Annotated in this window: 23 protein-coding genes; 12 read left to right on the top strand and 11 right to left on the bottom strand. The window is 61.7% G+C overall.

Features of this window, described 5'->3' with window-relative positions; translation table 11 throughout:
- Positions 1-792 (bottom strand): OprD family outer membrane porin (locus tag BLT00_RS26580; protein WP_139209658.1); only part of this gene is annotated, 792 nt, incomplete at its 3' end.
- Between the two features lie 1,390 nt (positions 793-2,182).
- Between BLT00_RS26580 and BLT00_RS26575 the strand changes: the two genes are divergently transcribed.
- Positions 2,183-2,548 (top strand): DUF6124 family protein, encoded by a 366-nt coding sequence (locus BLT00_RS26575; RefSeq protein WP_092148743.1) that lies wholly within the window; start codon positions 2,183-2,185, stop codon positions 2,546-2,548.
- A gap of 62 nt (positions 2,549-2,610) precedes the next feature.
- Here BLT00_RS26575 and adeC read toward each other — a convergent pair whose 3' ends face one another.
- The 3 genes from adeC to BLT00_RS26560 are packed head-to-tail and all read right to left on the bottom strand — an operon-like array spanning position 2,611 to position 8,390.
- Positions 2,611-4,068: an AdeC/AdeK/OprM family multidrug efflux complex outer membrane factor gene (adeC, locus tag BLT00_RS26570; RefSeq protein ID WP_092148740.1), complete on the bottom strand. Its 1,458-nt coding sequence runs from the start codon at positions 4,066-4,068 to the stop codon at positions 2,611-2,613.
- On the bottom strand, positions 4,065-7,229 hold the full coding sequence (gene emhB, locus BLT00_RS26565; RefSeq protein WP_092148737.1) for an efflux RND transporter permease subunit EmhB: 3,165 nt from the start codon (positions 7,227-7,229) through the stop codon (positions 4,065-4,067). Before emhB ends, adeC begins: the two co-directional genes overlap by 4 nt.
- A 3-nt stretch (positions 7,230-7,232) precedes the next feature.
- Positions 7,233-8,390: an efflux RND transporter periplasmic adaptor subunit gene (locus tag BLT00_RS26560; protein ID WP_063322585.1), complete on the bottom strand. Its 1,158-nt coding sequence runs from the start codon at positions 8,388-8,390 to the stop codon at positions 7,233-7,235.
- A 268-nt stretch (positions 8,391-8,658) separates the two neighbouring features.
- On the opposite strand from BLT00_RS26560, the gene BLT00_RS26555 reads away from it, so the two are divergent.
- Positions 8,659-9,291, top strand: a complete 633-nt coding sequence (locus BLT00_RS26555; protein WP_063322584.1) for a TetR family transcriptional regulator — start codon at positions 8,659-8,661, stop codon at positions 9,289-9,291.
- A gap of 199 nt (positions 9,292-9,490) precedes the next feature.
- Here the strand turns inward: BLT00_RS26555 and BLT00_RS26550 are convergent, their stop codons facing one another.
- The 4 genes from BLT00_RS26550 to BLT00_RS26535 all read right to left on the bottom strand — a co-directional run bounded on the left by BLT00_RS26550 (position 9,491) and on the right by BLT00_RS26535 (position 12,872).
- On the bottom strand, positions 9,491-10,117 hold the full coding sequence (locus BLT00_RS26550; RefSeq protein WP_092148731.1) for a hypothetical protein: 627 nt from the start codon (positions 10,115-10,117) through the stop codon (positions 9,491-9,493).
- Positions 10,118-10,300: 183 nt separating this feature from the next.
- A complete protein-coding gene (locus tag BLT00_RS26545; protein WP_072347067.1) occupies positions 10,301-11,350 on the bottom strand; it encodes an alkene reductase in 1,050 nt (349 codons plus the stop codon).
- Positions 11,351-11,385: 35 nt separating this feature from the next.
- The gene (locus BLT00_RS26540) at positions 11,386-12,552 is read right to left on the bottom strand and encodes an MFS transporter (protein ID WP_063322581.1); all 1,167 of its coding nucleotides are present in this window, start codon (positions 12,550-12,552) and stop codon (positions 11,386-11,388) included.
- A gap of 17 nt (positions 12,553-12,569) precedes the next feature.
- Positions 12,570-12,872 carry an ArsR/SmtB family transcription factor gene (locus tag BLT00_RS26535; RefSeq protein ID WP_030138446.1) on the bottom strand — a complete coding sequence of 101 codons (303 nt, stop codon included), beginning with the start codon at positions 12,870-12,872 and terminating at the stop codon, positions 12,570-12,572.
- 155 nt (positions 12,873-13,027) lie between these two features.
- Between BLT00_RS26535 and BLT00_RS26530 the strand changes: the two genes are divergently transcribed.
- Complete coding sequence (locus tag BLT00_RS26530) at positions 13,028-13,612, top strand: acyl carrier protein phosphodiesterase (protein ID WP_092148728.1); 585 nt, start codon at positions 13,028-13,030, stop codon at positions 13,610-13,612.
- Positions 13,613-13,663: 51 nt separating this feature from the next.
- Here the strand turns inward: BLT00_RS26530 and BLT00_RS26525 are convergent, their stop codons facing one another.
- Both BLT00_RS26525 and olsB read right to left on the bottom strand, forming a co-directional pair.
- A complete protein-coding gene (locus tag BLT00_RS26525) occupies positions 13,664-14,458 on the bottom strand; it encodes a lysophospholipid acyltransferase family protein (RefSeq protein WP_063322579.1) in 795 nt (264 codons plus the stop codon).
- Positions 14,458-15,213, bottom strand: coding sequence for an L-ornithine N(alpha)-acyltransferase (olsB, locus tag BLT00_RS26520; protein WP_003198679.1), 756 nt, complete (start codon positions 15,211-15,213; stop codon positions 14,458-14,460). The genes BLT00_RS26525 and olsB overlap by 1 nt, the downstream gene beginning before the upstream one ends.
- Positions 15,214-15,357: 144 nt before the next feature.
- On the opposite strand from olsB, the gene BLT00_RS26515 reads away from it, so the two are divergent.
- From BLT00_RS26515 to BLT00_RS26495, 5 genes are all read left to right on the top strand, one after another.
- Positions 15,358-16,230 carry an acyl-CoA dehydrogenase family protein gene (locus tag BLT00_RS26515; protein WP_092148725.1) on the top strand — a complete coding sequence of 291 codons (873 nt, stop codon included), beginning with the start codon at positions 15,358-15,360 and terminating at the stop codon, positions 16,228-16,230.
- Between the two features lie 96 nt (positions 16,231-16,326).
- Positions 16,327-17,418 carry a serine hydrolase domain-containing protein gene (locus BLT00_RS26510; RefSeq protein ID WP_092148722.1) on the top strand — a complete coding sequence of 364 codons (1,092 nt, stop codon included), beginning with the start codon at positions 16,327-16,329 and terminating at the stop codon, positions 17,416-17,418.
- A complete protein-coding gene (locus BLT00_RS26505; RefSeq protein ID WP_092148719.1) occupies positions 17,415-17,726 on the top strand; it encodes an amidase in 312 nt (103 codons plus the stop codon). The genes BLT00_RS26510 and BLT00_RS26505 overlap by 4 nt, the downstream gene beginning before the upstream one ends.
- A 233-nt stretch (positions 17,727-17,959) precedes the next feature.
- Positions 17,960-18,550 carry a YceI family protein gene (locus tag BLT00_RS26500; protein WP_092148716.1) on the top strand — a complete coding sequence of 197 codons (591 nt, stop codon included), beginning with the start codon at positions 17,960-17,962 and terminating at the stop codon, positions 18,548-18,550.
- 1 nt (position 18,551) lies between these two features.
- On the top strand, positions 18,552-19,709 hold the full coding sequence (locus tag BLT00_RS26495; protein WP_092148713.1) for a phospholipase D-like domain-containing protein: 1,158 nt from the start codon (positions 18,552-18,554) through the stop codon (positions 19,707-19,709).
- 116 nt (positions 19,710-19,825) lie between these two features.
- Here the strand turns inward: BLT00_RS26495 and bglX are convergent, their stop codons facing one another.
- Positions 19,826-22,117: a beta-glucosidase BglX gene (gene bglX, locus BLT00_RS26490; protein WP_092148710.1), complete on the bottom strand. Its 2,292-nt coding sequence runs from the start codon at positions 22,115-22,117 to the stop codon at positions 19,826-19,828.
- Between the two features lie 252 nt (positions 22,118-22,369).
- Between bglX and BLT00_RS26485 the strand changes: the two genes are divergently transcribed.
- The 4 genes from BLT00_RS26485 (at position 22,370) to BLT00_RS26470 (ending at position 25,960) form a co-directional block, all read left to right on the top strand.
- Complete coding sequence (locus BLT00_RS26485) at positions 22,370-22,978, top strand: LemA family protein (RefSeq protein ID WP_003198691.1); 609 nt, start codon at positions 22,370-22,372, stop codon at positions 22,976-22,978.
- The gene (locus BLT00_RS26480; protein ID WP_256572793.1) at positions 22,978-23,802 is read left to right on the top strand and encodes a TPM domain-containing protein; all 825 of its coding nucleotides are present in this window, start codon (positions 22,978-22,980) and stop codon (positions 23,800-23,802) included. The genes BLT00_RS26485 and BLT00_RS26480 overlap by 1 nt, the downstream gene beginning before the upstream one ends.
- Before the next feature lie 28 nt (positions 23,803-23,830).
- Complete coding sequence (locus BLT00_RS26475) at positions 23,831-24,448, top strand: TPM domain-containing protein (RefSeq protein WP_092148707.1); 618 nt, start codon at positions 23,831-23,833, stop codon at positions 24,446-24,448.
- A gap of 294 nt (positions 24,449-24,742) precedes the next feature.
- Complete coding sequence (locus BLT00_RS26470) at positions 24,743-25,960, top strand: class I SAM-dependent methyltransferase (protein ID WP_092148704.1); 1,218 nt, start codon at positions 24,743-24,745, stop codon at positions 25,958-25,960.
- Positions 25,961-25,981: the final 21 nt, after the last annotated feature.

Genomic DNA, 25,981 nt, shown 5'->3' with positions numbered 1-25,981 from the left:
GGCACTGCCGTTTTCCTTGCCGGTGAAGTAGCCGAGGTTGGCGCCCAGGGTCCAGTCGCCGATGGGCTGGCTGTGGGTCAGGTTGAAATATTGTTGCTGGTAGATGTCGGACAGTTCCGCGTACCACACGCCGACCTGGGTGCGTTTTTCGTTGAAGGCGTATTCTCCGCCGCCGAAGTTGAAACGGTCGGAGGTGAACGCGCCGCGGCCGTTCATGGACATGTCCTCCATGCTCGCGTCGTTGCGCGGGCTGTTGGCGCGGAACTGGCCACCGTACAGCGTCAGGCCGCTGATTTCGGTGGAGGTCACCTGGCCGCCACGGAAGGTTTGCGGCAGGGAGCGACCGTCGTCGGAGCGCAGGATTGGCAGTACTGGCATCCACTCGCCGACCTTCAGTTCGGTCTTCGACACCTTGGCCTTCAGGGCCACGCCCAAACGGCCGAAGTCGTCGGCCGGGCGGCCGTCGTCATGCACTGGGAGCAGTTGTGTACCTGCGGTGCCACGGCCGCCGTCGAGCTTGACCGAGTACATCCCCAGTATGTCCACGCCGAAACCGACCACGCCCTGGGTGAACCCGGACTTGGCGTCGAGGATGAAACTCTGGGTCCATTCCTCGGCCTTGCCCTGGGCGTTGTTCGGGTTGGTGAAGTTGCGGTTGAAGTAGAAGTTGCGCAGGTTCAGCGTGGCCTTGGCATCTTCGACAAACCCTGATTCCGCGGCCAGGACGGGCAGGGCGGTGCTGGTCAGGGCGACGGCAATGAGGCTGGGGAACAAGTGCTGTGTGGGCTTCATGGGCGTTGTCTCTATTTTTTGTGGACGAAGCGGGTCGTTGCCACAACCTTGGGCTGCAGGCGGAACGGTGGAACCAGTGGCGTGAGGCTATTGAGGATCAGCCGGGTGCGGCGGGGCGGATGGGCATGGCGTCGAACCTGTTGTTATTGGTTTTGTGCGAAGGATGGTGAAGGGCGGCCCGGGATCGGTTCAATCGCCGTTTGCGGGTTTTGGGCGATTATCGAACAGCAAAGCATTGCTTCGGCGGATGCGATTCCTGTGGGAGCGAGCTTGGTCGCGATGGCGGCCTGACAGCCGGCCATGCTCTTGTTGACTGCGTACATATCCATTGCTGCGGTAACGGCCACTTAGGGTCCCGCTCTTACAGCGGCTCACTTTTGAAAAGCGCAAAAGTAAGCAAAACGCTTCATGCCCCACCACTCGGTGCCTCGCCTAGGCTCGGCATGCCCTCACTCCGGCATTGCTCCGTGGGCCCGCCGCGAAGGGCCATCCATGGCCCAGCGCGGCTATCCCGGCATCCATGCCGGGATGCCCACTCCACAATGCCTGCGTTCGGCCAGCGTGGTTAACGGGGCGCCGAGATCAACGTCCGACGCGAGGCGGCCTTAGAGCCGGCCTGACTCTTCCGGTCGTACACCCATCAGACCTGTGGGAGCAAAAGCTCGCTCGCGAAGGCGGCCTTACAGCCGGCCTGATTCTGGCATCTGGACTCCGATCCAATGTGGGAGCGAGCTTGCTCGCGAAGACGATGGCACAGTCGTTGGAGTCCGGCCTCTTCGCGAGCAAGCTCGCTCCCACAGGGGAAACGCGGTCCCACCAAGAACCAGGTCGGCTACTAGGCCGCCTCGCGGTGGACGTTGATCTCGGCGCCCCGTTAACCACGATGGCCGAACGCAGGCATTGCGCAGTGGGCAACCCGGCATGGATGCCGGGTTAGCCGCGCTGGGCCATGGATGGCCCTTCGCGGCGGCCCACGGAGCAATGCCGGAGTGAGGGCACACCGAGCCTAGGCGAGGTGCCGAGTGGTGGGGCAGAAGCGCTTTGGTTACTTTCGCCTGGGCCGGCATTCCGGCTTTTCGAAAGTGACTCGCCGTAAGGGCGAAACCATAAGTAGCCGTTACCACGAAAACGGATATGTACCCAGTCAACAAGAGCAAAGCCAGCTGACAGGCCACCATCGCGAGCAAGCTCGTTCCCACAAGATTTGTGGCCGGTCTGACAGACGAGGCGATTCTTCCGACGAGGTTTTAAGGTTGCTGCTCGGAAGCGGAATCTCTAGCTTGTTTGGGTCGCTGCCAATCCAGCGACCGGGACTGCAAGCCCGTCGACTTCGTTAGGCGCTAGCGCCCGGGCCCACGTCTCGGGCTCCAATTGATGCAGGAGCGCCGTTATGAAAAAACATCATCCTTCTTCGCCATCAGAGAGCACCTTCCCCTACAACGACCCCGATCCAGAAAAGCTCCAAGAGGCCGCAGACCGGGCACTCGATTACCATCTGGGCACCCACCCTGATCCCAAACCCAAAACCTCAACCCAAGTTTTCACCGTCATCGATACCATCGACACGGAGTGTCTCCTGGCCAATCTCAGCGAAACCCTGGCCTCGGCCAATGCCATGGTCAGTGACCTGGCGTTCGAGTTGGAGGGCTCGCGGCGGCATGTCGCGTTCGGCGTGGCGCAGATGATCGAGCTGAGTGAACTGTTGGCTAATCGTGCGCTGGATATCGTCGACCCGCGTTCGCCAAGTCGGAGTTGAAGCAGGCACAAACAAAAAAGCCCACCTTTCGGTGGGCTTCATGTTCAGCGTTCAAACATCTATCAGAACAATTTCATCTTCGGCGCTTCTTCTTTCACCGGTTCGTTCTTGCCGGTCTCGGCATTCCAGCCACCGCCCAATGCCTTGTACAGATTGACCTCGCTGGTCAGTTGCGCAAGACGGTCAGTGATCAGCGACTGTTGCGCGCTGAACAACTGGCGTTGGGCGTCGAGGAAGGTCAGGTTGCTGTCGACGCCGATGCGGTAGCGACGCTCGGCCAGGCGGTAGTAGTCCTGGTTGGCGGCGACGAAGTCGGTCTGGGCCTGCAACTGTTCGTTGTAGGTCTGGCGCGCGGCCAGGCCGTCGGAAACTTCCTGGAACGCCGTTTGAATCGACTTCTCGTACTGCGCGACGTTGATGTCTTTCTGGATCTTGGCGTAGTCCAGGCTCGCTCGCAGGCTGCCGGCGTTGAAGATCGGCAGGTTGATTTGCGGCGCGAAAGACCAGGTGCCCGAACCGCCCTTGAACAGGCCGGACAGGTCCGGGCTCAAGGTGCCGGCGTTGGCCGTCAGGCTGATGCTCGGGAAGAACGCGGCCCGCGCGGCGCCGATGCTGGCGTTGGCGGCCAGCAGGTTGCGTTCGGCCTGGAGAATATCCGGACGACGTTGCAGCAGGTCCGACGGCAGCCCGGCCGGCACTTCGCTGAGCAGATCATCGCTCAGCGGTTGCGAGTTCAGGTTGGCCGGCAGGCCAGTGCCCAGCAGCAGGGTCAGGCTGTTTTCGTCCTGGGCGACCTGGCGAGTGTAACGGGCCAGTTGCACGCGGGCGTTTTCCACGGCGGTGCGCGCCTGGCTCAGGTCCAGGGCCGAGGCCACGCCGACTTCGGCGCTGCGCGAGGTCAGCTTGAAGCTTTGTTCGTAGGCCCCGAGGGTGTCCTGGGTCAGCTTGAGCAGCTCCTTGTCGGCTTGCCAGGTCAGGTAGGCATTGGCGACGTTGGCCACCAGGCTGATCTGGGTGCTGCGGCGGGCTTCTTCGGTGGCGAAGTAGCTTTGCAACGCTTGCTCGCTCAGGCTGCGAACCCGACCGAACAAGTCCAGTTCATAAGCGCTGATGCCCAGGGTGGCCGAATAGGAGCTGCTGATCGCCGCTTCGCCGGTTTGCGAAGCCCGGGCCGGCAGGCGCTGGCGGCTGCCGGCACCGGTGGCCGAGACCGCCGGGAACAGGTCTGCGCGCTGGATACGGTATTGGGCGGCATAGGCATCGATGTTCAGCGCCGCGACACGCAGGTCGCGGTTGTTTTCCAAGGCGACCTGGATCAGCTGTTGCAACGCCGGGTCATGGAAAAACTGTTTCCAGCCTTGCTCGGCGGCGGCCTGGCCGGGCGCATTGGCCGCCTCGTAGGCCGGCCCTTGCGGGTATTGCGCCGCGACCGGTGCTTCGGGCCGCTGATAGTCGGGGATCAGCGAGCAACCGCTGAGCACGACGGCGGCGATGGTCAGGGAGAGTAGCGACTTGCTCATTGGCCAGCCTCTTTGGAAGTTTCAGGAGTGTCGTGCTCGTCGGTATTTTTTCGACGGCCTATCGACGACACGGTCACGAAGAACAATGGCACCCAGAAGATCGCCAGGATGGTGGCGGTCAACATACCGCCGATCACACCGGTACCGATGGCGTGCTGGCTGCCCGAACCTGCGCCAGTGGAAATCGCCAGTGGGACCACGCCGAGGACGAACGCCAGGGACGTCATGATGATCGGTCTCAGACGCATCCTACAGGCTTCGATGGCGGCTTCCATCAGCGTGCGGCCCTGCTCGTGAAGTTCCTTGGCGAACTCGACGATCAGGATGGCGTTTTTCGCCGCCAAGCCAATGGTTGTCAACAAGCCCACCTGGAAGTACACGTCGTTGGACAGGCCGCGCAGGCTGGTCGCCATCAGGGCACCGATGATGCCCAGGGGGACCACGAGCATGACCGCGATCGGAATCGACCAACTTTCATACAACGCTGCCAGGCACAAGAACACCATCAGCAGCGACAAGGCGTACAACGCTGGTGCCTGGGAACCCGACAGGCGTTCCTCATAGGACAGGCCCGTCCAGGAAATACCAACACCGGCCGGCAGCTTCTTGGCGATGGTTTCGACTTCGGCCATGGCTTCACCGGTGGAATAACCCGGTGCCGGGGTACCGAGGATCTCCATCGCTTCCACGCCGTTGTAACGCGCCAGTTTCGGCGAGCCGTAGACCCACTCGCCCTTGGCGAACGCAGAGAACGGCACCATGGTCCCGGCGCTGTTGCGCACGTACCACTTCTTCAGGTCCTCGGGGCTCATGCGCGAGTTCGGCTGGCCCTGGACATACACCCGCTTCACCCGGCCACGGTCGATGAAGTCGTTCACATAGTTACTGCCCAGTGCAATCGACAGGGTGTTGTTGATCTCCGAGAGCGTGATGCCCAGCGCGCTGGCCTTCTCGTCATCGATTTCCAACTGGTATTGCGGTTCGTCGTTCAGGCCGTTCGGACGTACCTGGGCCAATATCTTGCTCTGGGAGGCCATGCCCAGGAACTGGTTGCGGGCTTCCATCAGTTTTTCATGGCCGATACCGGCGCGATCCTGCAGGAATACGTCGAAACCGGTGGCGTTACCCAGTTCCATCACCGCTGGCGGTGCGAAGGCGAACACCATTGCGTCGCGGAAAGTGAAGAAGTGTTGCTGGGCGCGGCCCGCGATCTTGAACACGGTGTTATCAGCGTTACGCTCTTCCCAGGGCTTGAGCATGATGAATGCCAGGCCGGAGCTCTGGCCACGACCGGCGAAGTTGAAGCCGGTCACGGTGAACACCGAGGCTACGCCATCACCTTCGCCGCCATCCTTGCTCGGACGCAGCAGGAACTCACGCATCTTGTCCACTACCACCTGGGTACGTTCGGCGCTGGAACCGGCCGGTGTCTGTACCTGGGCAAACAGCACGCCTTGGTCTTCTTCCGGCAGGAACGCCGTCGGGATGCGGGTGAACAGCCAGACCATGCCTACCACGATGATGATGTAGGCCAGCAGGTACGGGGCCTTGTGCTTGAGCATGTTGCCCACGCCCCGTTCGTAGCTTCTGACGCCTCGGTCGAAGGTACGGTTGAACCAGCCGAAGAAGCCGCGTTTCGGCGTGCCGTGCTCACCTTTGGGGATTGGCTTGAGCATGGTGGCGCACAGGGCCGGGGTGAAAATCAGTGCCACCAGTACCGACAGGGCCATGGCCGAGACGATGGTGATGGAGAACTGCTTGTAGATCACACCGGTGGAGCCGCCGAAGAACGCCATCGGCAGCAGTACCGCCGAGAGTACCAGGGCGATACCCACCAGGGCGCCCTGGATCTGCCCCATGGATTTCTTGGTGGCTTCCTTGGGCGACAGGCCTTCTTCGCTCATCACCCGTTCGACGTTTTCCACCACGACGATGGCGTCGTCCACCAGCAAGCCGATGGCCAGCACCATGCCGAACATGGTCAGGGTGTTGATGCTGAAACCGAATGCCGCGAGGATCCCGAAGGTACCGAGCAGTACCACCGGCACGGTCATCGTGGTGATGATGGTGGCGCGGAAGTTCTGCAGGAACAGGAACATTACCAGGAACACCAAGACGATCGCCTCGACCAGGGTTTCAACCACACCCTTGATCGATTCGCTCACCACTGGCGTGGTGTCGTAGGGGAACACCACTTCCAGGCCTTGCGGGAAGAACGGCTTGAGGTCGTCGACGGTCTTGCGCAGGGCCTTGGCCGTGTCGAGGGCGTTGGCGCCAGTCGCCAGCCGCACTGCCAGGCCGGAAGCCGGGGCGCCATTGAACTGAGCGTTGATGCTGTAGTTCTCACCGCCCAAGGCAACATCGGCCACGTCGCCGACACGCACTTGCGAGCCGTCCGGGTTGACCTTGAGCAGGATTGCCTTGAACTGCTCGGCGGTCTGCAAGCGGGTCTTGCCGATAATAGTGGCGTTCAGTTGCTGGCCGGGCATGGCCGGCAGGCCGCCGAGCTGGCCGGAGGCGATCTGGACGTTCTGCGCGGTAATCGCCGTGCTCACATCCACCGGGGTCAGGTTGAAATTGTTCAGCTTGGCCGGGTCGAGCCAGATCCGCATCGCGTATTGGGCGCCGAAGACCTGGAAGTCACCGACACCAGCGGTACGCGAGATCGGGTCCTGCATGTTGGACACGATGTAGTTGGACAGGTCTTCCCGGGTCATGCTGCCGTCGCGCGACACCACGCCGATGACCATCAGGAAGTTTCTCACTGACTTGGTCACGCGGATGCCCTGTTGCTGCACTTCTTGCGGCAGCAGCGGGGTGGCCAGGTTCAGCTTGTTCTGGACCTGGACCTGCGCGGTATCGGAGTTGGTGCCTTGCTCGAAAGTGGCAGTGATGGTCATGCTGCCGTCGGAGTTACTTTCCGACGATACATAACGCAGGTTGTCGATGCCGTTGAGCTGCTGCTCGATCACCTGCACCACGGTGTCCTGCACGGTTTGCGCGGATGCGCCCGGGTAGGTCACCTGGATCGCAATGGCCGGCGGCGCAATGCTCGGGTACTGGTTGATCGGCAACTTGAGGATCGATAGAGCCCCGACCAGCATGATCACCAGGGCGATCACCCAGGCGAAAATCGGACGGTCGATAAAGAATTTCGACATGGTTTACTCCCCTTTGCCGCCGGCGGCTTTATCAGCTGCCTGTGCGGGGGCCGGGTTCTTGGTATCGATGTTAGTGGCTTCGGTGGCTTTGACTTCCACGCCAGGGCGTACGAACTGCAACCCTTCGGTGATCACGCGATCGCCGGCCTTGAGCCCGTCTTCGATCAGCCATTGGCTGCCGACGGTACGGCTGGCCTTGAGTTGACGCAGTTCGACCTTGTTGTCAGCGCCAACGACCAAAGCGGTCGGCGTACCCTTGAGGTCACGGGTCACGCCTTGCTGTGGCGCCAGGATGGCTGCGCTGTTCACACCGGCCTGTAATTGGGCGTGGACGAACATGCCCGGCAGCAGGGTGTGGTCCGGGTTGGGAAACACGGCGCGCAAGGTCACCGAACCGGTGGTCTGGTCAACCGACACTTCGGAAAATTCCAGCTTGCCCTCGTGTGGGTACAGGCTGCCATCTTCCAGGGTCAGCTTGACCATGGCGGCGTTATCGCCGGCCTTTTGCAGACGGCCGCTTTCCAGCTCTCGGCGCAGTTGCAGCAACTCGACCGAACTCTGCGTCACGTCGACGTAGATCGGGTCCAGTTGCTGGATGGTTGCCAGGGCGTCGGTCTGACCATTGCTCACCAGCGCGCCTTCGGTGACCGAGGAACGGCCGATGCGGCCAGAGATGGGCGCGTAGACTTTGGTGTAGCGCACATTGATCTGGGCAGTTTGCAGATTGGCTTCCGACTCCAGGCGGTTGGCCACGGCGGTGTCGTATTCCTGCCGGCTGACGGCCTGTTCGTCCACCAATTGCTTGTAGCGATCGGCGATCGACTTGGTGGACCGCAGGTTGGCCTCGGCGCTTTTCAGGGTCGCTTCGTACACGGCCGGATCGATCTGGTAGAGCTGCTGGCCGGCCTTGACGTCAGCACCTTCCTTGAACAGGCGCTTGAGAATGATGCCGTTGACCTGTGGCCGTACTTCCGCGACGCGGAACGCGCTGGTGCGCCCTGGAAGCTCCGACGTCAGGGTGAAGGGCTGGGTCTTGAGGGTTACGACGCCGACCTGAGGAGGCGGAGGAGCAGGTGCAGCCTCTTCCTTTTTGCATCCGCTGAGCAGCGATGCCAGGGCGATGGCAGTAACCAGGGCAGTAACAGCTGGCTTGAATTGCATGGAAATCCTCGGGTCCAGGCGCGCAACGGGCGCACTCGAAAGGTGGAAGGTGGAAGGTGGAAAAAGAGCAAGATAAGCAATTAGTAGGATGCTAAGAAATATACTTACGTACATGGTTGTTTGTAAACAGCCAAATTGCGTACCATCCGTATTTACAAAAGCCTGACAAAGGCATTCGGAGGTCGGGGACGCGTTTCGAGAAACGCCGCCTCACGTCTAGCTGATCCTTACGCATTGTTGATGCATCCTGATTGAGGTGTTTACTGCCATGGTCCGTCGTACCAAAGAGGAAGCCCTGGAGACTCGCAGCCAGATTCTCGAAGCGGCCGAAAAAGCCTTCTTCGAGCGGGGCGTGGCTCGCACGACGCTGGCCGATATCGCAACCCTGGCCGGTGTGACGCGTGGCGCCATCTATTGGCATTTCAGCAACAAGGCGGACCTGCTCCAGGCCATGCTCGACACCTTGCATGAGCCGCTCGATGACCTGGCCCGCGCCAGTGAGAATGAAGAGGAGCTTGACCCGCTGGGCTGTACTCGCAAGCTGCTGGTGCAATTGTTTCAGCAAGTTGCCCTGGACCCGAAGACCCGACGCATTAATGAAATTCTGTTCCATAAGTGCGAATTCACCGATGAAATGTGCGATTTACGCCAGCAGCGGCGCCAGGTCAGTCTCGACTGCAACGTGCGTATCGTGCTGTCGTTGAGCAATGCGATGAAGCGCGGTCAGTTGCCGGATGACCTGGATCCCGAAAGGGCGGCGATTGCCATCCACGGCTACATCGACGGCATCCTCTACCAATGGCTACTGGCGCCCGACAGTTTCGCGCTGGCCGCTGAGGCTGAGCGCTGGGTCGACATCGGGCTGGATATGCTGCGCCTGAGCCCCAGCCTGCGCAAATGAAACAAAATGAGTAATTTTGTCAGTTTATGTCAATACCTGAGATCCAAAGGTGCTTTTATAAACCGACACAACCGTGGTTGATAGGCAATCGGTGGCAAATTTTGTAGGTGATTTGTTTCGTACTTGTGAAAGACCATAAAAAGTCCATTCGAAAGGCCCGCTGGATACCCCGCCAGACGAACCTGCCGGGGCTGCATTTTCAAGTCAGCGTGATCTCCACGGTGAAACCGTAGGGTTCTTCATTTGCCGAGTGAGTGATTCGGGTCGAGCACTTGATGGGGGTCGCGCCGACAGAGATCACCCTGTTTGTCCGGACAGGCGTCAATGTCGATGAAATCACACCGAATGTCGTATTGACGCGCAAGCCGAAGTTGAAGAGGAAGGCAGCGTCGTCGTCGCCAAACATCATGAAGTTCTTGTACATGTCCTTGCTGCGGCTGCCCAGTTGTCTGGAATATATGAAGTCGAGCTTGAAGGCCAGGATGTCCCAAGGACGAATGCTCAAGAAATCTCGTTCATCGTCGTCCAGGTTGATATCGTTTTCACCCACGGGAAACGCCCGCTCGGTATGGTTGATGACTTTTACAATGAGGCGAGTGCGGTTTGGGCGAATGCGCTCCTGCTGCCAGGCTTGAACCTGTTGGTTGGCACCGTCGTTCAGCCTTGCTTGTTTCATCAGGGCGTCGAGGATCTCCGAGTGTTCTTGCGTGTTCAGCGACTCAATGTACTTGTACAGAACATCCAGCGGTGCGTAGTTGAACTGCGCGAGTGTTTTTTCGTAAAACCCATTGTTGTCCTGGTGGCTGTACCCAAGGGTCTTCGTCATGCTTGAATTCCTTTTCAAATGAGGAGTATTAAAGTTTGATCGACGGCGCTGTTTGGCATTGTCGTCAGACTTAATATGAACATTGCCCTGGGCTTTAGGAAGTTTAGATAGTTGACCGAATATTTAAATGCATAAAAAAGCCCTGCTCTTTCGAGGCAGGGCTCTGTTATTTCAGTTACACGATCAAAGTACGGGGTAATCGATGTATCCCACGGGACCTTTTCCATAAAACGTTTCGGGATGAGGCTCGTTCAGTGGGGCATCGGCTTTCAAGCGTGCCGGCAGGTCCGGGTTGGCAATGAACGGCACACCGAAGGCGACGGCATCGGCCTTGCCTTCGGCCAGCCAGGCATTGGCGCTGTCCTTGGTGAAGCGTTCGTTGGCGATGTACGGGCCGCCGAAAGCTTGTTTGAGTTGCGGGCCGATGCTGTCGTCGCCTTCCTTTTCACGGGAGCAGATAAAGGCGATGCCACGCTTGCCCAGTTCCCGGGCCACGTAGCTGAAGGTTTCCAGGCGGTTCTCGTCGCCCATGTCATGGGAATCGGCGCGTGGTGCCAGGTGCACGCCCACCCGGCCGGCGCCCCAGACTTCGATGGCCGCGTCGGTCACTTCCAGCAGCAGGCGGGCACGATTTTCCAGGGAGCCGCCGTATTGGTCGGTGCGCTGGTTGGTGCTGCTCTGCAGGAACTGGTCGAGCAGGTAGCCGTTGGCACCGTGGATTTCCACACCGTCGAAGCCGGCGGCCTTGGCGTTCTCGGCGCCGACGCGGTACGCCTCGACGATGTCGGCGATTTCAGCGGTCTCCAGTGCGCGTGGGGTCGGGTAGTCAGCCAGCGGACGCACCAGGCTCACGTGGCCCTTGGGCTGGATCGCGCTGGGCGCCACCGGGGTTTCGCCGTTCAGGTACGACGGGTGGGAGATCCGGCCCACGTGCCACAGTTGCAGGAAGATCTTGCCGCCGGCGCCGTGGATCGCCTTGGTGACGTTGGACCAGCCGCGCACCTGGTCGTTGGACCAGATGCCCGGGGTGTCCGGGTAACCCACGCCCATCGGCGTGACCGAGGTCGCTTCGCTGAGGATCAGGCCGGCGGAGGCGCGTTGTACGTAGTACTCGGCCATCAGCGCGTTGGGCACGCGGCCCGCGTCGGCGCGGCAGCGGGTGAGCGGGGCCATGATGATGCGGTTTTTCAACTCGATGTCGCCGAGTTTGATGGGGTCGAAAATAGTCGCCATGAAATACAAACCTCGAAAGTGGAAGGGGTTAGAAGTCAGTGAGTTGCTGGAGCCAGCTCGGCATTGCCGCCCTGGCGGAAGGTGATGAGGGTGACCAGCAGCGCCAGCACGGCCAGCGCGCCGGCGGCCAAGGGCACGGAGGTCAGGCCCAGGCCGTGGTCGATGACGCTGCCGCCGACCCAGGCGCCCAAGGCGTTGCCGATGTTGAAGGCGCCGATGTTCAACGTGGAAACCAGGTTCGGCGCGGCCTTGCCAAAGGTCACCACGTTGACCTGCAGGGCCGGTACGGCGGCGAAGCAGGCGGTGGCCCAGAGGAACAGGGTGATTTCGCTGGGGATCAGCGCCACGCTGGTCCAGCTCAATACGGTGGACACCACGGCCATGGTGAGGAAGACGCCCATCAGCGTGTTCGCCAGGCTCTTGTCCGCCAGCTTGCCGCCGATGATGTTGCCCAGGGTCAGGCCCAGGCCGATCAGCACCAGGGTCCAGGTCACGCCGCGGGGCGATACGCCGGTCACTTCACCCAACAGCGGGGCGACATAGGTGAACAGGGTAAACACCGAGGCGGAGAACAGCGCCGTCATGCTCAGGGACAGCCATAGGCCTGCGCCCTTGAGCGCGACCAGTTCCGAGCGCATGTCGAGTTTTTCTTCATCGCGCTTGGCCGGCAGAAAGCGGATCAGGCCGATCAGCGCAATTACGCCAATGACAGTCACTGCCCAGAAGGTCGAACGCCAGCCGGCTTCTTGGCCCAATGCGGTGCCCAGCGGTACGCCGAGCACGTTGGCCAGGGTCAGGCCGGTGAACATCAAGGCTACGGCTGAAGCGCGCTTGTTGGGCGCCACCAGGCCGGCAGCCACCACCGAACCGATACCGAAGAACGCGCCGTGGCACAGGGCCGTGACGACCCGGGCAAACATCAGCACGTTGTAGTCGCTGGCGATGGCGCAGAGCAGGTTGCCGATGATGAAAATTCCCATCAACACCACCAGGGCGGCCTTGCGCGGCAACCGGGCGGTGGCCAGGGCCATGAACGGCGCACCGATGGCCACGCCCAGGGCGTAGCCGGTCACCAGCCAGCCGGCGCCAGGAATCGACACGCCCAGGTCGGCCGCCACATCGGGCAACAGGCCCATGATGACGAACTCGGTGGTGCCGATGGCGAAGGCGCTCAGGGCCAGGATCAGGAGTGAGAGGGGCATGATGGGTCCTTGTCGGGTCAGAGCTCTTGGCTCATTTGCTTGAGGAACTGCTGGATCACTTCCTCGTTGCGCTTGAAGAAGTGCCATTGGCCGACCTTCTGGCTGGTGATCAGCCCCGCCCGTTGCAACACCGCCAAGTGCGCAGACACCGTGGATTGCGACAGGCCGCAACGCTGGTCGATCTGTCCGGCGCAAATGCCGAATTCGTGGTTGTGCAACTGCTCGGGGAACTGGACCTTGGGGTCTTTGAGCCAGTTGAGGATGTCTCGCCGTACTGGGTGCGCCAGGGCTTTTATTATTTCGTCGAGGTCAAGGGGCATGGTGGCAGCTCGTGATGAGTAAAACGCTATATCGCGATGGAGCGAACCTTAAATCGTTATTTCGCGATATACAAATATGGATTTGATCTGGAAACCGAACAAATCGCTATATCGGGTTATAACGATATGGACTCGGCGGTGCTAAGCTGCGGGCCATGAACTATCTCGCGCACCTGCACCTCGGCGGCCCTGGCCGGGAACAACTGCTCGGCAGCCTCTACGGCGACTTCGTCAAAGGCCCGCTGCAAGGGCTCTACGACCCACGGATCGAAGCGGCGATTGCCCTGCATCGGCGCATCGACATGTACACCGACCGCCATCCCCTGGTGGACATCGCCCTGTCGCGTTTTTCCACGGTGCGACGGCGCTACGCCGGGATCGTGCTGGACGTGTTTTTCGACCACTGCCTGGCCCGGGACTGGGCGTTGTACGGCGAAGGGCCGCTGGTGGATTTCACTGCCCGGGTGTACCAGGTACTCGGCACCGAACCGCAGCTGCCGGGGCGCCTGGCACAGATCGCGCCGTACATGGCGGCGGATGACTGGCTGGGGTCTTATCGGGAATTCGAAGTGTTGGGGCAGGTGCTGCGCGGCATTTCCCGACGCCTGTCCCGGCCCGAGGAACTGGCCGGGGCGATGAAGGAGTTGATGGAGCTCTATGAGCCGCTGAGCGAAGATTTCCGGCTGTTCTATCCGCAGTTGCAGGATTTTGCGCTGAATCAAACCACGCCGCAGGTCTAATTGTGGGAGCGAGCTTGCTCGCTCCCACAGGGGGCTGCGCAGAGATCCGGATCAGGCCGCAATCGCAGCAGGTCGCATCGGCGCTTGCTGTTTCTCTGGAAGCGCCCCGAACAGCGCCTTGTGCACCGCCTGCTGCGCCTGGAATGCCAGTGCCGCGCGTTCCTGGCCGTGGCAGGCAATCGGTTCCAGCAGATGGATTTCCACCTCACCCCTATCGTTGGCAAACAAACGCATCAAGTGCGACAGCAGATCATCATCGCCAATGAACGGCGCCAGCGAATCCGGTTCACCGTTGCGCAGGTAACGAATCGCCACCGGCTGCAACGCCACATCGGCGTCAATGGCGGCGGACAGCAAGCGCCCGTGGAACGTGCGCAAGGAGCGGCCATCGGTGGTGGTGCCTTCCGGGAACATCAACAGCGGATGGGCCTGTTCCAGATGGCGGCTCATTTGCTTGCGGATCAACTGGCTGTCACCCGAACCGCGTCGGATAAACAGGCTGCCGGCCTTGGCTGCCAGCCATCCGGCCACCGGCCAGGTGCGCACTTCGGCCTTGGACAGGAACGACAGCGGCGTGAGCATGCCCAGCAACGGGATGTCGGTCCAGGACACGTGGTTGCTGACCCACAGCATCGGCTGTTGCGGCAGTTGACCGTGGACGGTGACTGAAAAGGGCAGGGCGCGGCTCAGCCGTGCCATGAAGAACCGCGACCAGCGCTGGCGACGGACCATCGAGTTGGCGATTCCTGCACGTTCGAACAGGCCGAACACGCTGGCCATGCTCAGGCCCAGCGCCACCACCAGCAATACTCGCGCGATTCGCGCGTACACCCGCAGCCGGCTCATCAGACCGCTGCCTTGAAGTGGCGAGCGTAGCGCGGGCAGAGCTCGTCGCGCTTGAGCAGGATGAACACGTCGGCCACCTGGAAATCCTCGTCCCAGCACGGTTCGCCGCAAATCTTCGCGCCCAGGCGCATATAGGCCTTGAGCAGTGGCGGCATCTCGGCGATGACGTTGGAGGGCACGTCCAGGGTCGGCAGCGGTTTTTTCGGCACGGCTTGCAGGTGTTCGGTGCACAGATAGCGTTCGCGCAGGCGCTGCATGATCGCCTGGGCCTGGATACCGCCGTCCTGCATCGGAATGCTCGCGCAGCCCATCAGGTAGCTGTAGCCGCCTTCGTTCAGGACTTCGGCCAGTTCGCCCCAGAGCACCGCGATGGTGCCACCGTTGCGGTAGGCCGGGTCGACGCATGTACGGCCGATTTCCAGGATCGGGCCCTTGAGATGGACCAGGCCGTGGAGGCTGAATTCTTCTTCGCTGTAGAACCGACCCAGGCTGCTGGCGGCCTGGTGGTCGAGCAGGCGCGTGGTGGCCACGAGGCGGCCGGTGTTCAGGTCGCGTACGCCGATGTGGGCGCAGTGAACATCATAGTCATCCATGTCCAGACCCATTTCCGCGCCCTTGAGCTTGGCGTTGAATTCGCCGCTGAAGACGTTGAAACGCAGGGCCTGTGCTTCTTGCAAGGCTTGGGCGCCGATCAGGCGTTCGGCTTGCAGGCGGCGTTCATTGCCGGTGTCGCTGATGCGGGCGATCTGGGTCATAGCGAATCTCCGTGCGGGCTGTTCAGTTGCAGCCAATCGACTTTCTTTATGCAGCCATGTTGTGCAAAGTCAGGCTATGTAGCCCCGGTGTCATCGCCATGAAGCTTTGGTGATGCTTATATGACAGCCCTCGAGGAGCCTCTTATGCCCTGGCAAACCCTGATCGAACGTGGCGAGCGCCTGCCGGCCCATCCGGACCTCGCCGAAGGTTATTCAGCGTTGTTGCAACGCCTGGGACCGGTGACGCCGTTCGAGCTGGCCGTAACCGGGGCGCGGTTGATGGCGACACCGGGGCTGGCGTTCCTGGTGGGGTATCAGGCGGCGCTGCGGGTGCTTTGGCCCAGTGCGCCCCAGAGCCTCGGCGCCTTGTGTGCCACCGAACAGCGCAGCCTGCGCCCGGCGGACATGCACACCCGTCTCGACGACTTGCGCCTGAGTGGACGCAAGGATTTCGTCACCGCCGGCGACGCCGCCGAGTGGCTGTTGATTGCCGCTCGCTGCGAAGCGCCCGGTGAAACGCCACGGCTGAATCTGGCCGTGGCCTATGCGGGCGAGCCCGGCGTAACCCTGGAAAAGCTGCCCGCCATTGCCCTGATGCCGGACATCAGCCATGGCCGCGTGCTGCTCGACGGCGCGCTGTGCGAATTGCTGGCCGGTGATGGCTGGGACGCCTACGTCAAACCGTTCCGTACCCTGGAAGACCTTTATGTGCTCAGTGCGATGACCGCCTGGTTGTATGGCGTCGGGCAGGAATGTGCCTGGCCCCAGGCGTTGCAATTGCGCCTGCTGGCGTTGCTCGCCGGCTGCGCGGAGGTGAGTCGGCATAACCCTTCCAGTGTGGCCGGGCATGTGCTGCTGGGCGGGTTGTTCGCTCAGTTCCAAGGGCTCGATGGCGAACTCGACGCTGCCCTGGCCGCCGGGCCTGCGACGTGGCGCGAGATGTGGACGCGGGATAAAGGCGTGATGGAGATTGCGGCAGGGGCGCGGGCCAAGCGGTTGGCCAAGGCGTTGGGCTAGCCCTCCAAACGACCACCCGCCCGGTGGGAGCACCCAAACTCAAATTGTCATCAAGTCTGCATAGGCTCTGAAGGTTCAACCCTGCGAGCCCAAAGCATGTCCAAAGGCTGGTTCCTGATCCCGCTGCTGCTCACCCTGAGCGCCCACGCCGAAGACTGGCCCGGTGAGCAGTGGTCAACCGGCCCGACCCTCAGCGGCCCGACCATTGAAGCCCTGGAACAATACGCCTTCCCACCCCGGGACGATGCCAGCCGCGAAGGCATCCGCACCGACGCGCTGCTGGTGATCCAGGACGGTCGGCTGGTCTACGAACGCTACGCCGGACCGACCACTGCCAAGACTGCGCACCTGACCTGGTCCATCAGCAAGAGCCTGATGGCGACGGTGTTTGGCGTGGCCTACAGGGAAAAGCGCTTTGCCCTGGATGATCCGGCAGCCAAGTACTACCCGCCACTGAGCCGGCACCCGGGCCTGACCCTGGCCGATCTTTTCCACTGGGCCTCGGGCCTGGATTGGCAGGAAGACTATGAATACGCGCCGCTCAACTCCTCGGTGGTGGCCATGCTGTATACCCGGGGGCGTCGTGACATGGCGGCGTTCACTGCGCAGCATGAAAGCGCCAGCCCGCCGGGGCGGGCGTTCCGTTATTCCAGCGGTGACAGCAACGTGCTGGCGGCGGCCTTGAAAACCATCGTCGGCCCGGCGCGCTACCCCGACTATCCCTGGACGGCCTTGTTCGAGCCCCTGGGCATCCGCCACGCCACCTGGGAAACCGACGCCAGCGGCACGTTCGTCGGTTCGTCCTATGCCTACCTCACGGCGCGGGACCTGGCGCGTGTCGGGTTGCTGATGCAACGGGACGGTCGCTGGGGCGAACGGCAACTGGTCCCCACAGAGTGGGTCGCCTTCAATCGCGAACCTTTCGCCCGCTTCCAGGCCGGCCAGGACGAAGCCGTACCCGGCGGGCATTGGTGGCTCAACCGCGCCACCGATCCGGCCATCCATCCTTGGCCCGATGCGCCGCCGGATACCTTTGCCGCGCTGGGTCATTGGGGCCAGGCGCTGTACGTCATCCCCAGCGCCAAACTGGTGATCGTGCGCTACGGCGACGACCGCGACGGCAGCTATCGCCATAACGAACTGCTCAAGCGCGCCATGGCGGCGTTTGTCGGGAGAGGGCAGCCATGAAGCGCAAGATCCTGCTTACCTTGCTGTCGGTGCTACTCATTGTCCTGCTCGGTTGGGTCTGGCTGGAGCGGGTGGCATTGCGGGCCTTCCCCGACATCATCAGTGCCTACACCGCCAAGGAATACTGCTCGTGCCGCTATGTGATGGAGCAACCGGCGGACTACTGCCGTGGCTATGTGAAGCAGTCGGTGCCCATCAGCGACTTTCTCGAAACCGCTGAAGCGAAACGCATTACCGTCAGCGGGTTGGGACGTAGCCACAGTGCGCGGTGGGTGGGCGCGCGGATGGGGTGTCGGTTGGAGCCTTGAGATGGGCCTGCAACGACCGCTGTTGTGGCGAGGGAGCTTGCTCCCGCTCGAGTGCGCAGCGCTCGCAAAGCTTTAACCTGTCGCGATGTTGGGGCTGCTTCGCAGACCAGCGGGAGCAAGCTCCCTCGCCACGGAGGTATGTGGTGAGCAGGACAGTTGTTGAAACAGACAGTTTGCAAGCGCCCTCGGCGCGGTTAAGGTTCGCCACAGGTTTATGTGCCCTGCGAGTGTGTATGTTCAAGCGGTTTTTCCCTCACGCTGCCGTCAGCTTGCTGCTGGCCGGCGCCGCGTTGCCAGCCCAGGCCGACTGGTACCTGGACGGCGAGTCGTCGCGGCTGTCGTTTATCAGCAGTAAAAATGGCAACGTCTCCGAGGTCCAGCGGTTCCTGATGCTGCACGGTCAGGTCCAGCCCGAGGGCTTGGCACGCCTGGAAGTGGAGCTGGAATCCATCAACAGCGGCATTCCCCTGCGCGATGAGCGCATGCGGGCCGAGCTGTTCGAGATCAAGCAATTTGCCGACGCCACTGTCACCGCCAAGATCGACCTGGCGCCGATCCAGGACCTGGCCAACGGTGCGCAGTTGGAATTGCGCCTGCCGCTGACGGTGAACCTGCACGGCAAGCAGCACGAATACAACGTCGAACTGCTGGCGACGCGCTTGGATGAGCGCCGCTTCCAAGTGGTGACCCTGGAACCGGTGGTGCTCAACGCGGCGGATTTCGATCTGGCGCCGGGGCTGGAAAAGCTGCGAAACCTGGCCGGGTTGTCGGCCATTAGCCTCTCGGTGCCGGTGAATGCGGTGCTGATTTTCACGGCGCGCTGACATGAGCGGCGCGGTTTTTCCCTGGCGTGAAGGCAATCGCTTCGAGCTGTTGATCGATGGCCCGCAGTTCTTCCCGCGCATGCTGGTGGAAATCGCTCGAGCCCAGGAACAGGTCGAACTGGAGCTCTATCTGGTGGAAGCGGGCGCTTGCGCCGAGGCGATGGTTCAGGCGCTGGTGCAGGCCGCCGAGCGTGGCGTTCGCGTGCGGTGCCTGTTCGATGACTATGGCAGCCTGGCGTTCACCCTGGCCTTGCGCAAGCGTCTGACCGAGGCTGGGGTGGAGTTGCGTTTCTACAATCGCCTGAGCTGGCGCCGCTGGGTGCGCAACCTTTACCGGGATCACCGCAAGCTGCTGTTGGTGGACCAACGCCTGGCCGTGGTCGGTGGTACCGGGGTGACCGATGAATTCTGGAACCCCCTCGACGACCGCAGTGAGTGGCACGAAGTGATGGTGGAAATCGTCGGCCCGCTGGTGCTCGACTGGCAGTTGCTGTTCGACCGCCAGTGGCTCGCCAACCGCCATCGGCGAGCCTGGAAACCGGCGTCCAACTTCGGCTTGCCGCGCCTGCCGCGCGTACCGCCGGTGGGCGAGGGGATGGGGCGGGTGGCGTATGCCGACGCGCGCCAGCATCGCGACATCCTGCAATCGCTGTCGCGGGCATTGAACAGCGGCCAGAAGCGCATCTGGATGGCGACGCCGTATTTCCTGCCGACCTGGAACGTGCGCCGCTCCTTGCGCAAGGCCGCCGCCCGCGGCATTGACGTGCGCCTGCTGCTGACCGGCCCGCGCACCGATCACCCGTCCGTGCGCTACGCCGGGCACCGTTACTACCCGCGATTGCTCAAGGCCGGCGTGCAGATTTTTGAATACCAGCCGTGTTTCCTGCACCTGAAGATGGTGCTGGTGGACGACTGGGTCAGCATCGGCTCCTGCAACTTCGATCACTGGAACCTGCGCTTCAACCTGGAAGCCAACCTCGAAGCCTTGGACTCCAGGCTCAGCAGTGCAGTGGCCGCCAGTTTCGAGCGGGACTTCGCCCAGAGCCTGCAAGTCAGCCTCGACGCCTGGCAGCGTCGGCCGCTGTGGAAGCGCTTCAAGCAGCGGGTGTGGGGCTTGGTGGATCGGGTGGTGGTGAACCTTTTGGATCGACGCGGCTAGCCCGAACCCCCAGATACAACTGTGGGAGCGAGCTTGCTCGCGATAGCGGAGTGTCAGCCAATGTCGATGCGGCTGATCTGACGCCATCACGAGCAAGCTCGCTCCTGTTCTGAAGGTCAGAGCAACTCAAAACTCTGCTGCTTCACGTCCTGGGAATCCAGGCCGATCTGTACGTTGAACTTGCCCGGTTCAGCCGCGTACTTGAGTTGGGCGTTGAAGAATTTCAGGTCGTCCTCGGTGATGGTGAAGTGGATGACTTTCTTCTCGCCGGCCTTGAGCATCACCTTGCGGAAGTTCTTCAGTTCCTTCACCGGGCGAATGATCGAGCCGGTCACGTCCTGGATGTACAGCTGCACCACCGTTTCGCCGTCACGCTTGCCGGTGTTTTCCAATGTCACGCTGGCATCGAGCTTGCCGGTCTTGTTCAGCGTGGTCGACGACAGGGCCATGTCCGACAGGCTGAACTCGGTGTAGCTCAGGCCGTAGCCGAACGGATAGAGCGGGCCGGTGGTGTCATCGAAATACTGCGAGGTGTAGTTGCCCGGCTTGCCCGGCGTGAATGGCCGACCGATGCTCAAGTGGTTGTAGTAGGTCGGAATCTGCCCCACCGAGCGTGGGAAGGTGATGGGCAGTTTGCCCGATGGGTTGTAGTCACCGAACAGCACGTCCGCGATGGCGTTGCCACCTTCGGTGCCGCTGAACCAGGTTTCCAGGATCGCATCGGCCTGCTGCTTTTCTTCCAGCAACGACAGCGGACGGCCATTCATCAGCACCAGCACCAGCGGCTTGCCGGTGGCCTTCAGGGCCTTGATCAGCTCGCGTTGGCTGGCAGGAATGTTCAGCTCGGTACGGCTCGACGATTCATGGGACATGCCACGGGACTCGCCTACGGCGGCCACCACCACATCGGCATCCTTGGCGGCTTTTACCGCTTCGTCGATCAGCACCTGGGCCGGACGCGGGTCGTCTACCACTTCCGGGGCATCGAAGTTGAGGAAGTTCAGGTAGTCGAGCACCTTCTTGTCGCCGGTGATGTTGGCGCCACGGGCATAGATCAGCTTCGAGTCAGCGCCCAGGGCGCGGGTCATGCCATCGAACAGGGTGACCGATTGCGCAGGACGCCCGGCGGCGGCCCAACTGCCCATCATATCGATCGGTGCCTTGGCCAGCGGACCGACCAGGGCGATCTTCGCGGTCTTCTTCAGGGGCAGGGTCTGGTTGCGGTTTTCCAGCAGGACCAGGCTGCGGCGCGCCACGTCACGGGCGTCGGCGCGGTGCATGCGGCTTTCGGCGTAGGTGTCGGCCGGGTCGTCCTCGGCCTTGCCGATGCGCAGGTACGGGTCCTTGAACAGGCCCATGTCGTATTTGGCCGCGAGCACTTCCCGTACGGCGTTGTCGATGTCGCTCTGCTCGATTTCACCGGCCTTGAGCAACCCTGGCAGTTCCTTGCCATAGAGCGAATCGTTCATGCTCATGTCGATGCCGGCCTTGATCGCCAGTTTTGCCGCTTCGCGACCGTCCTTGGCGACGCCGTGCTTGATCAGTTCGAAAATGGCGCCGTGGTCACTGACCGCCAGGCCCTTGAAACCCCACTCCTTGCGCAGCAGGTCGTTCATCAGCCAGGTGTTGGCGGTCGCCGGCACGCCGTTGATGGAGTTCAGCGCGACCATCACCCCACCGGCACCCGCGTCGATGGCGGCGCGGTAGGGTGGCAGGTAGTCCTGGTACATTTTCAGCGGGCTCATGTCCACGGTGTTGTAGTCCCGGCCGCCTTCCACCGCGCCGTACAGGGCGAAGTGCTTGACGCTGGCCATGATGCTGTCGGCTGCGTTGGCGCCGTTGCCCTGGAAAGCCTTGACCATCACCCCGGCGATGCGCGACACCAGGTAGGTGTCCTCGCCGAAACCTTCGGAGGTGCGGCCCCAGCGCGGGTCACGGGAAATATCGACCATCGGCGCGAAGGTGATGTCCAGGCTGTCCGCTGCGGCTTCCTGGGCGGCGATGCGGCCGGAGTGGTAGATCGCGTCCATGTCCCAGCTCGAGGCCAGGGCCAGGGGGATCGGGAAAATCGTGCGGTGGCCGTGGATCACGTCATAGGCGAAGAACATCGGGATCTTCAACCGGCTGCGCATGGCCGCGTCCTGCATCGGACGGTTTTCATCGCGCGTAATGGAGTTGAACGTACCGCCGATGTTGCCGGCGGCGATTTCCTTGCGAATCATCTCCCGGGGCATTTCCGGGCCGATGCTGATCAGGCGCAATTGGCCGATCTTCTCTTCGAGGGTCATCTGCTTCATCAGGTTGCTGATGAACGCATCCTTGTTCTCTATGGGGGCTGGCAGGTTGTCGGCTAATACGGATTGACTGGCCAGACTGACAAACAGGCCCAGCAAACACAGCTTCTTCATGAATAATTTTCTCGCAAGCCTAAAAGGGCGGTGATCAGGCCACGCCGGTCGGCCAAAATATAAGGAGCGGCTATTGTTGTTCAGTTAAATGCAGCACACTTTCGAACCCATTGGGCTGAACTTAGTTTCGCACTGCGCATCTTTTAGCCCATCGACCCGTTTCAATCCAGTGCGGCGGCAGATTATGCCCCAGGTGCCGGTGAGATAGGTGGCCGTGTTTTTCCAATGTCATGCAAGGGAGAGCTCCACCCGATGAATCCACGACTGAACCACCTTCGCAGCTTGCCGATGCTGGCCCTGATGCTGCTCACCACGTTACTGGCCGGTTGCGGCATCAATAACATCCCGACCCTGGACGAACAGGCCAAGGCCGCTTGGGGCCAGGTGCAGAACCAGTACCAGCGCCGCGCCGACCTGATTCCCAACCTGGTGGAAACCGTCAAGGGCTACGCCCAGCACGAGCAGGAAACCCTGACTGCGGTGATTGAAGCGCGGGCCAAGGCCACGTCGATCCAGGTCGACGCCAGCACCCTGGACAACCCGGAAAAACTCAAGCAGTTCCAGCAGGCCCAGGACCAGTTGACCGGCGCGTTGAGCCGGCTGATGGTGGTGTCCGAGCGTTACCCGGACCTCAAGGCCAACCAGAATTTCCTGGCGTTGCAATCGCAGCTCGAAGGCACCGAGAACCGCATCGCCGTGGCCCGCCGCGACTTCATCCTGGCCGTGCAGAAGTACAACACCGAAATCCGCACATTCCCGGGGCGCCTGTGGCACAGCGTGATGTACAGCGACCTGCCGATCCGCGAAACCTTCGAGGCCACCAGCCCCAATGCCGAGAAAGCGCCGGAAGTGAAGTTTTGATGGAGCAGCTACAGGCTTCAAGCTACAAGCCGCAAGCACAGGTCCTGCGCACTGCTTTTGCTTACGGCTTGAAGCTAGCCGCTCGCAGCTGCGCCTTTGTGCTGTTGCTCTGGGTGTTTGCCATCACGGCCCAGGCCGAGCTGAAGTTTCCGGCATTGACCGGGCGGGTGGTGGACGCCGCCCAGATGCTCGAACCGTCGGTGAGCGCGCAACTGGAAGCGCAGCTCAAGGCCCATGAACAGGCCACCGGCGAACAGGTGGTGGTGGTCACGCTGGCGAACTTGCAAGGCAGCAGCATCGAAGACTTCGGTTATCAACTGGGGCGCCACTGGGGCATCGGGCAGAAGGATAAAAACAACGGCGCACTGCTGATCGTCGCCCGGGATGACCGTAAACTGCGCATCGAGGTGGGCTACGGCCTGGAGGATCGCCTGACCGACGCGCAGAGTTCGGTGATCATCAACCAGGTGATCACCCCGGCTTTCAAGACCGGCAACTTCAACAAAGGCATCAGCGACGGCGTCGCGGCGATGCTGGTGGTGCTGGGCGGCAGCCCGCTGGACGAGCCGGCACCGGCGTACAGTGCGGACGGGCAGCAGGAGCAGGGCGATTTTGTCGAGCGCCATCCCGGGCTGTTCATCTTCCTGGTGATACTGTTTATTTTGACGATATTGGTCTGCCAGATGCTCGGTATCCTGCCGACCGGAAGTGGTGGCTCCAGCGGTTCGGGCGGATCCGGTGGAGGCTTCGGCGGCGGGGGCGGCGGGGGCTTCAGTGGTGGCGGTGGCAGTTTCGGGGGCGGCGGTTCGTCGGGCGGCTGGTGACAATAATAATGAGCAGGCATTTCTAACCATGGCATTACTGACTGAACACGAACAACGCAAGGTCGCCGAGGCCATCGCCCGGGTCGAGCGGCATACCGACGCTGAACTGGTCACGGTGCTGGCCGCCCGCGCCGACGACTACGCCTATATCCCGCTGTTATGGGCCAGCCTGCTGGCCCTGGTGGTGCCCGGCGTGGTCCATTACCTTTCCGGCTGGCTGACGATGCACAGCCTGTTGCTGGTGCAGTGGGTCAGTTTCATTGTGTTGTGCCTGGTGTTTCGCATCCCCAGGATCACCACGCATCTGATCCCCCGTTCCGTGCGTCACTGGCGGGCCTCCAACCTGGCGCGCCGGCAATTCCTCGAGCAGAACCTGCACCACACCGTGGGCAGCACAGGGATGCTGATCTTTGTCTGCGAGGCTGAGCGGTACGTGGAAATCCTGGTGGACGAAGGCATTTCCAAGCGCCTGGACAACACATGCTGGGATGCCATCGTCGCAGCGTTCACCCAGCAGGTTCGCCAGGGGCAGACGTTGCAGGGTTTCGTGACCTGCATCGAAGCTTGCGGCGAATTGCTCAAGGAGCACGTGCCGGTGACCCAGGAGCGCAATGAACTGCCGAATAGGTTGGTGGTGCTGGGCTAAAACTTCGGTCATGGCAAGAGCGCTTGTGTGGCGAGGGAGCTTGCTCCCGTTGGACCGCGAAGCGGTCCCCATCGGTTCTCTGTCGGACATCAACTTTTCCAGGCGACTGCTTCGCAGCCGAGCGGGAGCAAGCTCCCTCGCCACATGAACCCCGCTGCTTGCAACAACGTTGGTCATCGCGGAGGGGGCATTAGCCGAATTCGCACCGTGCGGGAAATTCTCCGTGCCCTCGCACCCCATCCCCCCTAAAATACCCGCCATTCTCCGATTCGCCCGCCCCGAGGCCGTTTGTTCATGTCCGCCACCGCAACCCCTGCCCATCACGCGCCGGATCACCACGCCCAGTTCATCGAGTTGCTGAAAACCAATCTCGAACAGAATGCGTTCATCAAACTGGTGCTGGCCAAGTACGTAGGGGACGAAGCGGACCTCCAACGGCTGATCATCAAGCAACTGACGGTCAAGGACCAGCCGTGCCTGTCCTTCGTCTACCGCTACAAGACCCGCGATATCACCAAGAATTTCCCTGTAGCCGAAGGGGTGGAAACCATTGCCGGGCTGTTGCCGGCATCGTTCAAGAACGCACATTTGCTGGCGGTCACCGACGAGGCGCAGCTGGAGTACAGCAAGAAGGGCAAGAGCTCGTTGTTCAAGAGCAAGCCCCAGCAACTGCGGGAAGTGCCATCTGCCGAGCACAACCGTGAGAAAAATCGCTTCCTCGACCTGAACCGACCATTTTTGGCCGACTTGGGCGTGACCAACCACAAGCACGAGCTGATTCCGGCGATGTCGCGCAAGTGGAAGCAGATCAACAAGTTCATCGAGGTCTTCAGCCATGCACTGACGTCTTCGCCGCTGGCCCTGGACAAACCGGTGCGGGTCTCGGATTTCGGCTCGGGCAAAGGCTACCTGACGTTCGCCATCCACGATTACCTGCGCAACACCTTGCAGGCCGAAGGCGTGGTGACCGGTGTCGAGCTGCGCGAAGACATGGTCAAGCTGTGCAACGAAGCCGCCGCGCGCCTGGAACACCCGGGCCTGAGCTTCCAGCACGGCGACGTGCGCAGCGTGGCGCCGAGCGCGGTGGACGTGATGATAGCCTTGCATGCCTGCGACATCGCCACCGACTACGCGATCCACATGGGCATTCGCTCGGGCGCCTCGATCATCATGTGCTCGCCGTGCTGCCACAAGCAGATCCGCCTGCAGATCCAGAGCCCGGCCTTGCTCAAGCCAATGCTGCAATATGGCCTGCACCTTGGCCAGCAGGCGGAAATGGTCACCGACAGCTTGCGGGCGCTGTTCCTGGAAGTGTGCGGCTACGAGACCAAGGTCTTCGAGTTCATCTCCCTTGAGCACACCAACAAGAACAAGATGATCCTCGCGGTCAAACGCGCCGAACCGGCGGACCCCACCGAGCTGCTGGCGAAGATCCAGGAGCTCAAGGCTTTCTACCACGTTACCGAGCATTGCCTCGAAACGCTGCTGCGAGCGGATGGATACCTCGCCTGACATCACTGACATCCTGTGGGA

The organism is Pseudomonas sp. NFACC51 (assembly GCF_900103575.1).
In the GTDB taxonomy this organism is placed as follows: Bacteria; Pseudomonadota; Gammaproteobacteria; order Pseudomonadales; family Pseudomonadaceae; genus Aquipseudomonas; species Aquipseudomonas fluorescens_Q.
This window is presented reverse-complemented; position numbering and strand designations above follow the sequence as displayed.

Coding starts and splice junctions, on each gene's coding strand:
- BLT00_RS26575 (WP_092148743.1), top strand. CDS start 2,183: ATGAAAAAACATCATCCTTCTTCGCCATCAGAGAGCACCTTCCCCTAC.
- adeC (WP_092148740.1), bottom strand. CDS start 4,068: ATGAGCAAGTCGCTACTCTCCCTGACCATCGCCGCCGTCGTGCTCAGC.
- emhB (WP_092148737.1), bottom strand. CDS start 7,229: ATGTCGAAATTCTTTATCGACCGTCCGATTTTCGCCTGGGTGATCGCC.
- BLT00_RS26560 (WP_063322585.1), bottom strand. CDS start 8,390: ATGCAATTCAAGCCAGCTGTTACTGCCCTGGTTACTGCCATCGCCCTG.
- BLT00_RS26555 (WP_063322584.1), top strand. CDS start 8,659: ATGGTCCGTCGTACCAAAGAGGAAGCCCTGGAGACTCGCAGCCAGATT.
- BLT00_RS26550 (WP_092148731.1), bottom strand. CDS start 10,117: ATGACGAAGACCCTTGGGTACAGCCACCAGGACAACAATGGGTTTTAC.
- BLT00_RS26545 (WP_072347067.1), bottom strand. CDS start 11,350: ATGGCGACTATTTTCGACCCCATCAAACTCGGCGACATCGAGTTGAAA.
- BLT00_RS26540 (WP_063322581.1), bottom strand. CDS start 12,552: ATGCCCCTCTCACTCCTGATCCTGGCCCTGAGCGCCTTCGCCATCGGC.
- BLT00_RS26535 (WP_030138446.1), bottom strand. CDS start 12,872: ATGCCCCTTGACCTCGACGAAATAATAAAAGCCCTGGCGCACCCAGTA.
- BLT00_RS26530 (WP_092148728.1), top strand. CDS start 13,028: ATGAACTATCTCGCGCACCTGCACCTCGGCGGCCCTGGCCGGGAACAA.
- BLT00_RS26525 (WP_063322579.1), bottom strand. CDS start 14,458: ATGAGCCGGCTGCGGGTGTACGCGCGAATCGCGCGAGTATTGCTGGTG.
- olsB (WP_003198679.1), bottom strand. CDS start 15,213: ATGACCCAGATCGCCCGCATCAGCGACACCGGCAATGAACGCCGCCTG.
- BLT00_RS26515 (WP_092148725.1), top strand. CDS start 15,358: ATGCCCTGGCAAACCCTGATCGAACGTGGCGAGCGCCTGCCGGCCCAT.
- BLT00_RS26510 (WP_092148722.1), top strand. CDS start 16,327: ATGTCCAAAGGCTGGTTCCTGATCCCGCTGCTGCTCACCCTGAGCGCC.
- BLT00_RS26505 (WP_092148719.1), top strand. CDS start 17,415: ATGAAGCGCAAGATCCTGCTTACCTTGCTGTCGGTGCTACTCATTGTC.
- BLT00_RS26500 (WP_092148716.1), top strand. CDS start 17,960: ATGTTCAAGCGGTTTTTCCCTCACGCTGCCGTCAGCTTGCTGCTGGCC.
- BLT00_RS26495 (WP_092148713.1), top strand. CDS start 18,552: ATGAGCGGCGCGGTTTTTCCCTGGCGTGAAGGCAATCGCTTCGAGCTG.
- bglX (WP_092148710.1), bottom strand. CDS start 22,117: ATGAAGAAGCTGTGTTTGCTGGGCCTGTTTGTCAGTCTGGCCAGTCAA.
- BLT00_RS26485 (WP_003198691.1), top strand. CDS start 22,370: ATGAATCCACGACTGAACCACCTTCGCAGCTTGCCGATGCTGGCCCTG.
- BLT00_RS26480 (WP_256572793.1), top strand. CDS start 22,978: ATGGAGCAGCTACAGGCTTCAAGCTACAAGCCGCAAGCACAGGTCCTG.
- BLT00_RS26475 (WP_092148707.1), top strand. CDS start 23,831: ATGGCATTACTGACTGAACACGAACAACGCAAGGTCGCCGAGGCCATC.
- BLT00_RS26470 (WP_092148704.1), top strand. CDS start 24,743: ATGTCCGCCACCGCAACCCCTGCCCATCACGCGCCGGATCACCACGCC.